Below are 7,699 nucleotides of genomic sequence, written 5' to 3'. Positions count from 1 at the left end.
TGAGGAAGGTGCCGGTCTGCGCCTCGACGTCCCAGCCGAGGAGCTCGACGTCGGTGCCCTTGTCGGTGTTGTGCTGCTCGATGCCGCGGGCGAAGCCGTCCATGAAGATGGTCACCGGCGGGATCTGCATGCCGCCCCAGGTGGCGACGGTGCCGGTCTCGGTCTGCGCGGCGGCGATGTAGCCGGCGAGGAACGCGGACTGGGCGGTGTCGAACTGGATCGAGTAGACGTTGTCCGTCTCGACGGGGGCGCCGTCGGCGTCGGAGGGCGTGCCGTCGACGATGGCGAAGCCGACGCCGGTGTTCGCGAGGGCCGCGTTGGTCACGTTGGCGGACATGAGGCCGCCGACGCCCACGATGAAGTCGCAGCCCTTGTCGACCAGGGACTGGAGGTTCGGGTCGTAGTCGTCGGTGTTGGACGACTCCTTGTACTCGACCTTGATGGCGGAGTTCTCGGCCGAGGCGGCTTCCATGCCGGCCCAGGCGGACTCGTTGAAGGACTTGTCGTCGATGCCGCCCGAGTCGGTCACCATGCAGGCGCTGAACGAGCCTTCGGCGTTGTCGTCGCCGTTCGAGTCGGACGGCGCGTCGCCACAGGCGGCGAGGGCGGCGAGGCCGATGGCGGAGATGCCCGCCAGGGCCAGCTTGAACGGCTTGACAGCCATCTGGTCTCCTTTGACAATCCAAGGGGGTAAGTCGATACCCGCCTAATCATGGCCGCAGGCGCGGGCCTTTGGCACTGTCCTTGATGATTTCGTTACCGAAACATCCTATGACTGAGACCAGTGGTGAACTGGTGTTTCGCCGGTACTACGACGCGATTGCAGCTCGACGGGCCCGCCGGGCGCCGCCGGCGGGCAAATCGGGTCCGCGCCGGACCGCTCAGGTCCAGAAGACGGCCACGCCCGCGGTCACGGCGATGAGCGCGCCGGTCGCATAGAAGTGGCCCGCGGCCACCTTCTCGCGCTTCTTCCACACGGGAATGGCGATCATGACGCCGAGCAGCAGCGCCAGCAGGAACTTGACGCCGAGCTTGGCGTGGTTGGCGTCCCCGTCGGCGCTCGCGAGGCCGTACAGGACGATGCCGGTGGCGAGCTGGGTGGCGATGCCGTACAGCATCGCGTTGTTGAAGTCGAACTTGTGCTTCAGGAGGGACACCAGCCAGCCGCCGAAGACCGCGGCGAAACCGAGCAGGTGGAGGTAGCGCAGCGCGAGGTGAACGAAGTCCATGCCGCGGAGTATGTCAGAGGCCCCGCGCTCACCGTCCGAGAGCGCCCGGTCCCCGGAACCGGTCACATCGCGGGCCGCGGCGGGCGACGGCGTTCCTCCAGGCGGGGGCGATCGCGGCCGGGCTGGTCGGCGCGGTGCTGGCGTTCCGGCTCGACGCGGAGGTGGCGGCGCAGGCCGCGGGCGCCTGCGTCCTCGCGACCGTCCTCTTCTCCGGGGTGATCATCCTCGTGGGCACGCGGAGCGTGCGGGAGTGGTGCGCCCGCTGAACACGGCGACGGCCGGGACCTCGAGGACCCGGCCGTTCGCGTTCGCGTCAGTGCACGCGGTGGGCACCCGCGGCCGCGCGGGCGGTGAACACGCGCGGTTCGGGCAGGCCCGCCTGGGCCGCCGCCTCGACGACGGCCGCCTCGACCTTGGCCGCGGCCTCGGCCTCGACCAGGGCGATGGCGCTGCCGCCGAAGCCGCCGCCGGTCATGCGGGCGCCCAGGGCCCCCGCGCCGAGCGCGGCGTCCACGGCGCAGTCGAGCTCCACCGAGGAGACCTCGTAGTCGTCGCGCAGCGACACGTGCGAGGCGGTGAGCAGCTCGCCGATGCCCGCGACCGCGCCGCCCCTGAGGATCGCGACGGTGGCCTTGACGCGCTCGTTCTCGGTGAGCACGTGGCGCATCCGGCGGTCGAGCCGGTCGTCCTCCAGCCTCGCGTCCGCCGGGGCGTCGCGCAGGTGCGAGACGCCGAGCAGGCGCGCGGCCTCCTCGCAGTCGGCGCGGCGGGCGGCGTACTCGCCGTCGGCGTGCCGGTGCGGGGCACGCGTGTCGACCACGAGCATGGTCAGACCCTCGGAGGCGAGGTCGAACGGCACCTGCTCGCGCGAGAGGTCCCGGCAGTCCATGAACATGACGTGCCCGGCCTCGCACAGCAGCGACGCGGACTGGTCGAGGACGCCCGTGGGCGCGCCCACGTACTCGTTCTCGGCCTTCTGCGCGATGCGCGCGGCCTCGGCGCGGTCGATCTCGTGCCCGTACAGGTCGGCCAACGCGATGAGCGCGGCGCATTCGAGTGCGGCCGAGGAGGAGAGCCCTCCGCCGACCGGCACGTCCGAGTGCAGCGCGATCCGGGCGGGCCCGACCGGGTACCCGGATTCGCCGAGGGCCCAGGCGACCCCGGCGAGGTAGGCGGCCCAGCCCTCGACGCCGTCGAGGGTCGCGGTGCGCACGGTGTCGCCGCCGCCGTGGGTGGAGTGGAAAGCCCACTCCTGGGAGCGGGACGCGGCGGCGGCGGCGTAGAACGGCAGCGCGAAGGGCATCACGAAGCCGTCGTTGTAGTCGGTGTGCTCGCCGATGAGGTTGACGCGTCCGGGTGCGGCCCAGACGCCTTCGGGTTCGGTCCCGAAGACCTCGGTGTGGGCGGCCCGGGCCGTCTCGGCGAGGGCGGCGGCGTGCGCGTCGGGCGTCTTAGGAGCGGGCATGCTGGTAGTACTCCCAGGCGTCGGCGACCATGCGGTCGAGCGAGTCGCGGCTGGGCTTCCAGCCGAGTTCGGTCTTGGCGCGCTCGGAGGAGGCGACGAGTTCGGCGGGGTCGCCGGGGCGGCGGGGGCCGATGTCGACGGGGAAGTCGACGCCGGTGACGCGCTTGACGGTGGCGACGACCTCCTTGTTGGAGAAGCCGTTGCCGTTGCCGAGGTTGTAGATCTTGTGCTCGCCGGTCTCGGCGGCCTTGAGGGCGAGGAGGTGGGCGTCGGCGAGGTCGGCGACGTGGATGTAGTCGCGGACGCAGGTGCCGTCGGGGGTGGGGTAGTCCTCGCCGAAGAGCCCGAAGGACTCGCGCGCGCCGGAGGCGGCGTCGAAGGCGATCGGGATGATGTGGGTCTCGGGCTGGTGGTTCTCGCCGTGCCAGACGCCGGAGCGGTCCTGGTAGGCGCCGACGACGTTGAAGTAGCGCAGGGAGACCGCGGCGAGCCCGTAGGCGGTGACCTCGGAGGCGATCGCCATGTCGCTGGAGAGCTTGGTGGCGCCGTAGGTGGAGGTGGGGGCCTTGGCGGCCTCCTCCTTGATGGGGACCTCGGTGGGGTTGCCGTAGACGGCGGCGGTGGAGGAGAACACGAGGGTGCGCACGCCGGCCTCGCGCATGGCGTCGAGGAGGGCGAAGGTGCCGCTGGTGTTGGCCTCCCAGTAGATGTCGGGCCGCTCCATGGACTCGCCGGCGGCGATGAGGCCCGCGAAGTGGAGCACGCCGTCGAAGGAGCCGTCGAGGACCTCGGCGGCCTCCTGGACGGGGCGGCGGACGAGGGCCGCGCCGGCCGGGACGCGCTCGGCCGCGCCGGTGGAGCAGTCGTCGAGGACGACGACGTCGTGCCCCTCTTCGAGCAGCATCGTGGCGACGATCGAACCGATGTAGCCGGCGCCGCCGGTGACGAGGTACTTCACAGTGCTTCCTTCAGGATCTCAGCGGCCGTCTCGGGGCCGAGGTCGTTGACGAAACCGCCCATGACCGACTCCGAGGAGGCCAGGAACTTGACCTTGCCCGCGCCGCGTCGGATCGAAACGATCTCCAGGCGCAGGCGCCCCAGTTCGCGTCCTTCTCCGACGGGGGCCTGGTGCCAGCCTGCCATGTAAGGCATGGCCTCCCCCGGGAAGGCGCCGTCGCAGCGCTTGAGCACGTCGAGGTAGAGGGGCGCGAACGCGGCGATGGACTCGTCGGTGAGCTCGGTGAGGTCGGCGAAGCGGCGCTTGGGGTAAAGGTGGACTTCGAAGGGCCAGCGGGCCGCGTAGGGGGTGAAGGCGATCCAGTGGTCGTTCTCGGCGATGACGCGGGGGCCGGCGGACTCGGAGGCGAGGATGTCGTCGAAGAGGTCGCGGCCGGTGCGTTCGCGGTGGCGGCGGGCGGCGTAGAGGTGCTTGCGGGTCTGGGGGGTGACGTAGGGGTAGGCGTAGATCTGGCCGTGGGGGTGGTGGAGGGTCACGCCGATCTCGACGCCGCGGTTCTCGAAGCAGAAGACCTGGGCGACGTCGCCGCGCGCGGAGAGTTCGGCGGTGCGCTGCGCGAGGGCGCGGACGACGAGTTCGACGCGTTCGGGGCCGAGGTCGACCAGGGAGGCGTCGTGGTCGTCGGAGAAGCAGACGACCTCGCAGCGGCCCGAGGCCGGGACGGCGGTCTCCATGCCGGTCCCGGGGTCGGCGGGCGCGAGGGTACCGGGCGCCTCGAAACCGCCGAAACTGGGGAAACGGTTCTCGAAGACGGCCACTTCGTAGTCGGGGGCCGGGATCTCGGTGAGGTCCTCGCCTTCGGAGGGGCACAGCGGGCAGGCGACCGGGAGGGGCGGGCGGGAGCTGCGGCCGGCGGAGACGGCGACCCACTCGTCGCGGAGGACGTCGTATCGCATGTGCCCGGCGCTGACGCGTTCGCCGAGGTCGCGCTTGTCGGCGAAGCTGGCGCGGCCGGCGTCGGGCGCGGTGTTGAAGTACAGGATCCGGCGGCCGTCTGCGAGGCTGCCGGACTCGGTGTGGAAGGCGGTCATGATCTCTTCTCGTTGGTGGTGCGTGCCCCCGGTTCGGGGACCGGCGCGAGCACGACCTGGTCGACGTGCTCGTTGAGTAGGCGCCGGGCCTCCTCGTCGAGGAGGGAGTCGGTGACGATGACGTCGGCGTCGCCGAGGGCGGCGATCGTGGCGATGCCGACGATGTCGAACTTGGTGTGGTCGGCGAGGACCACGAGGCGGCGGCCCTTGGCGGCGAGGGTGGCGACGGTCTCGGCTTCGAGGAGATTGGGGGTGGTGAACCCGGCGCGCTCGGACATGCCGTGGACGCCGAGGAAGACCGAGTCGACGTTGACCTTCTCCAGGGAGGCGACGGCGAAGGGGCCGACGAGCGCGTCGGAGGGGGTGCGGACGCCGCCGGTGAGGATGACGGTCTGGTCGCTTCGCCCGGCGCGGTAGAACACGTCGGCGACGGGGACGGAGTTGGTGACTACGGTGAGGTCGGGGACGTCGGTGAGGCGGTGGGCGAGCGTCCAGGTGGTGGTGCCCGCGGAGAGGGCGATGGCCTGGCCGGGGCCCACCAGGGTGGCGGCGGCGTCGGCGATGGCCTGCTTCTCGGCCTCCTGGCGGACCTGCTTGACGGCGAAGCCCGGTTCGGCGGTGGAGCCGAAGTCGACGGCGGTGGCGCCGCCGTGGACCTTGGCGACGAGGCCGCGGTGGGCGAGGGTCTCCAGGTCGCGGCGGATGGTCATGTCCGAGACGCCGAACTCCTCGACGAGGTCGGCCACGCGGACCGCCCCGGTCCGGTGGACGCGTTCGGCGATCCGGCTCTGTCGCTGCTGCGCCAGCATGGCGCCTCCCCATAGATACGCGCGTATAGCGCTCATGATCCAACACAATTAAACATCAGGATCGGCGGCGCCGCAATACCGGGTGGCCGCCGTCTCGGCCCGGATGTCAGAATCGGTCCATGACGACTGCCGACCGCAAGCCCCGCGTCTTCTCAGGGATCCAGCCCACCTCGGACTCGTTCCACCTCGGGAACTACCTGGGCGCGCTGCGGCAGTGGGTGGCGATGCAGGACTCGACCGACGCGCTCTACTGCGTCGTCGACCTCCACGCGATCACCGTCGATCACGACCCAAAGGTATTGCACGAGCGCTCACGGGTGAGCGCCGCGCAGCTGCTCGCGCTGGGCCTCGACCCCGAGCGGTGCACCCTCTTCGTGCAGTCCCAGGTGCCCGAGCACGCGATGCTCGCCTGGATCCTCGGCTCCGAGACCGGCATGGGCGAAGCGAGCCGGATGACCCAGTACAAGGACAAGTCCGCCAAACAAGAACGCACAACGGTGGGGCTGTTCACCTACCCGATCCTCATGGCCGCCGACATCCTGCTCTACCAGACCGACCAGGTCCCCGTCGGCGAGGACCAGCGCCAGCACCTCGAACTCTCCCGCGACCTCGCGGGCCGGTTCAACACCACGTACGGCAGGACCTTCGTCGTCCCCGAGCCCTACATCGTCAAGGAGACCGCGACGATCAAGGACCTCTCGGAGCCCGAGAAGAAGATGTCGAAGTCCTCCGCGAGCCCGCGCGGGTGCCTCTACCTCCTCGACGAGCCGAACCAGATGCGCAAGAAGATCAAGAGCGCCGTCACCGACTCCGGCGGCGACGTCCGCTACGACACCGAGGCCAAGGCCGGCGTGTCGAACCTGCTCAACATCTACGCCGCGCTCGCCGACACCACCGTGGAGAAGCTGGAGGGCGAGTACGCAGGGAAGGGCTACGGGGACTTCAAGGGCGACCTCGCCGACGTCGTCGCCGAGACCCTCGCCCCGATCGCCGCGCGCACCAAGGAGTTCCTCGCCGACAAGGCCGAGCTCGACCGGGTCCTCACCGCCGGCGCCGAGAAGGCCCGCGGCCTCGCCGTGCGCACCATCGCCAAGGCGTACAAGAAGGTCGGCTTCTTCCCCCCGGTGACGCTTTAGTGGACCCCGAACCGCGGCCGGGACGACCTCCCGTCGTCACCGTCGGCGTCGCGATCCCGGTGCCCTCGCCCTGGCGCGAGGTCCTCGACGACGCCCGCCTCGCCTCCGGCGACCCGCTCGGCGGCATCGTCCCGGCGCACCTGACCCTCCTGGGCCCCACCGAGATCGCCTCGGCGGCACTCGACGGCTTCCGGACCCACCTCGCCGCCGTCGCCGCCGCCTGCCCGGCGTTCGACCTGCACCTGCGCGGCACCGGGTCCTTCCGGCCCGTCACCGAGGTGGTCTTCGCGGCCGTCGTCGACGGCATCGCCATGTGCGAGCGGCTCGAATCCGCGATCCGCACCGGCCCGGCCGAACGCGAGCGCACCTTCCCCTATCACCCGCACATCACCATCGCCCAGAACGTCGGCACCCGCGCCCTCGACACCGCCTTCGCCTCCCTCGCGGGCTTCGAGGCCAAGTTCCGCGTCGCCGCGTTCACCCTCTACACGCACCCCAGCCCCGGCGACTGGACCTCCGAGACCCTCACCGGCGCCCCGGTCCCCTGGACCCCGCGCGCGGTGTACCGGCTCGAAGGCTGAGCCGGCCCGGACGCACGTCAGCCGCCGCCCGGACGCACCGGGCGGCGGCTGGAAGCCTGGGCTAGAAGTCGAAGAGGTCCTCGAAGACGCTCTTGCGCTTCTTCTTCTTGTAGTGGTAGTCGCCGTCACGGCGACGGTCGTCGTAGTGGTCGTCGCGACGGCGGTCGTCGGACCGACGGTCGTCGTAGCGGCGGTCGTCCCGGCGCTCGTCGTAGCGGGGCTCGCGCGACGGTGCGGCCGGAGGGGCGACCGCGGCACCGCGCTGGTAGGAGGATTCGGCATTCATCAGGTGTTCGAGCTCGCCGCGGTCGAGGAAAATGCCCTTGCATTCGGAGCACTGCTCCACGACTACGCCGTTGCGCTCGTACTGGTGCATGGGGTTCTGACATTTCGGACAGAGCATCTGCATCATGACATGAACCTATCGTGG

The 7,699-nt window shown here is 70.8% G+C and carries 10 protein-coding genes; 3 read left to right on the top strand and 7 right to left on the bottom strand.

All coding sequences use genetic code 11. The annotated features are described in order from the left end of the window. Positions 1–664: BMP family ABC transporter substrate-binding protein (locus E9998_RS24365; protein ID WP_136532350.1), on the bottom strand; the 664-nt coding region annotated here is incomplete at its 3' end. 217 nt (positions 665–881) lie between these two features. Continuing rightward, complete coding sequence (locus tag E9998_RS24360) at positions 882–1,229, bottom strand: hypothetical protein (RefSeq protein ID WP_136532349.1); 348 nt, start codon at positions 1,227–1,229, stop codon at positions 882–884. A gap of 134 nt (positions 1,230–1,363) precedes the next feature. Between E9998_RS24360 and E9998_RS26910 the strand changes: the two genes are divergently transcribed. Further along, positions 1,364–1,495, top strand: a complete 132-nt coding sequence (locus E9998_RS26910; RefSeq protein ID WP_275669534.1) for a hypothetical protein — start codon at positions 1,364–1,366, stop codon at positions 1,493–1,495. Between the two features lie 47 nt (positions 1,496–1,542). Here E9998_RS26910 and galK read toward each other — a convergent pair whose 3' ends face one another. The 4 genes from galK to E9998_RS24340 are packed head-to-tail and all read right to left on the bottom strand — an operon-like array spanning position 1,543 to position 5,552. Next, on the bottom strand, positions 1,543–2,694 hold the full coding sequence (gene galK, locus E9998_RS24355) for a galactokinase (protein ID WP_136532348.1): 1,152 nt from the start codon (positions 2,692–2,694) through the stop codon (positions 1,543–1,545). Then, the gene (gene galE, locus E9998_RS24350; RefSeq protein WP_136532347.1) at positions 2,681–3,652 is read right to left on the bottom strand and encodes a UDP-glucose 4-epimerase GalE; all 972 of its coding nucleotides are present in this window, start codon (positions 3,650–3,652) and stop codon (positions 2,681–2,683) included. The genes galK and galE overlap by 14 nt, the downstream gene beginning before the upstream one ends. Then, on the bottom strand, positions 3,649–4,743 hold the full coding sequence (galT, locus tag E9998_RS24345) for a galactose-1-phosphate uridylyltransferase (protein ID WP_136532346.1): 1,095 nt from the start codon (positions 4,741–4,743) through the stop codon (positions 3,649–3,651). The genes galE and galT overlap by 4 nt, the downstream gene beginning before the upstream one ends. After that, positions 4,740–5,552: a DeoR/GlpR family DNA-binding transcription regulator gene (locus E9998_RS24340; protein WP_136532354.1), complete on the bottom strand. Its 813-nt coding sequence runs from the start codon at positions 5,550–5,552 to the stop codon at positions 4,740–4,742. Before E9998_RS24340 ends, galT begins: the two co-directional genes overlap by 4 nt. A gap of 119 nt (positions 5,553–5,671) precedes the next feature. Here E9998_RS24340 and trpS point away from each other — a divergent pair, with 119 nt between their 5' ends. Next, positions 5,672–6,688, top strand: a complete 1,017-nt coding sequence (trpS, locus tag E9998_RS24335) for a tryptophan--tRNA ligase (protein WP_136532345.1) — start codon at positions 5,672–5,674, stop codon at positions 6,686–6,688. Beyond that, entirely contained in the window at positions 6,688–7,269 is a 582-nt protein-coding gene (locus tag E9998_RS24330; RefSeq protein ID WP_136532344.1) for a 2'-5' RNA ligase family protein, read from the top strand. Before trpS ends, E9998_RS24330 begins: the two co-directional genes overlap by 1 nt. Positions 7,270–7,330: 61 nt before the next feature. Here E9998_RS24330 and E9998_RS24325 read toward each other — a convergent pair whose 3' ends face one another. Continuing rightward, positions 7,331–7,681, bottom strand: coding sequence for a TFIIB-type zinc ribbon-containing protein (locus E9998_RS24325; protein ID WP_136532343.1), 351 nt, complete (start codon positions 7,679–7,681; stop codon positions 7,331–7,333). Positions 7,682–7,699 lie beyond the last annotated feature (18 nt).

Source organism: Glycomyces paridis, from assembly GCF_004912155.1.
GTDB classification, from domain to species: domain Bacteria; phylum Actinomycetota; class Actinomycetes; order Mycobacteriales; family Micromonosporaceae; genus Glycomyces; species Glycomyces paridis.
This window is presented reverse-complemented; position numbering and strand designations above follow the sequence as displayed.

What these genes read in the sequence shown, in the direction of transcription:
- E9998_RS24360 (WP_136532349.1), bottom strand. Translation starts at nt 1,229, where the DNA reads ATGGACTTCGTTCACCTCGCGCTGCGCTACCTCCACCTGCTCGGTTTC.
- galK (WP_136532348.1), bottom strand. Translation starts at nt 2,694, where the DNA reads ATGCCCGCTCCTAAGACGCCCGACGCGCACGCCGCCGCCCTCGCCGAG.
- galT (WP_136532346.1), bottom strand. Translation starts at nt 4,743, where the DNA reads ATGACCGCCTTCCACACCGAGTCCGGCAGCCTCGCAGACGGCCGCCGG.
- E9998_RS24340 (WP_136532354.1), bottom strand. Translation starts at nt 5,552, where the DNA reads ATGCTGGCGCAGCAGCGACAGAGCCGGATCGCCGAACGCGTCCACCGG.
- trpS (WP_136532345.1), top strand. Translation starts at nt 5,672, where the DNA reads ATGACGACTGCCGACCGCAAGCCCCGCGTCTTCTCAGGGATCCAGCCC.
- E9998_RS24325 (WP_136532343.1), bottom strand. Translation starts at nt 7,681, where the DNA reads ATGATGCAGATGCTCTGTCCGAAATGTCAGAACCCCATGCACCAGTAC.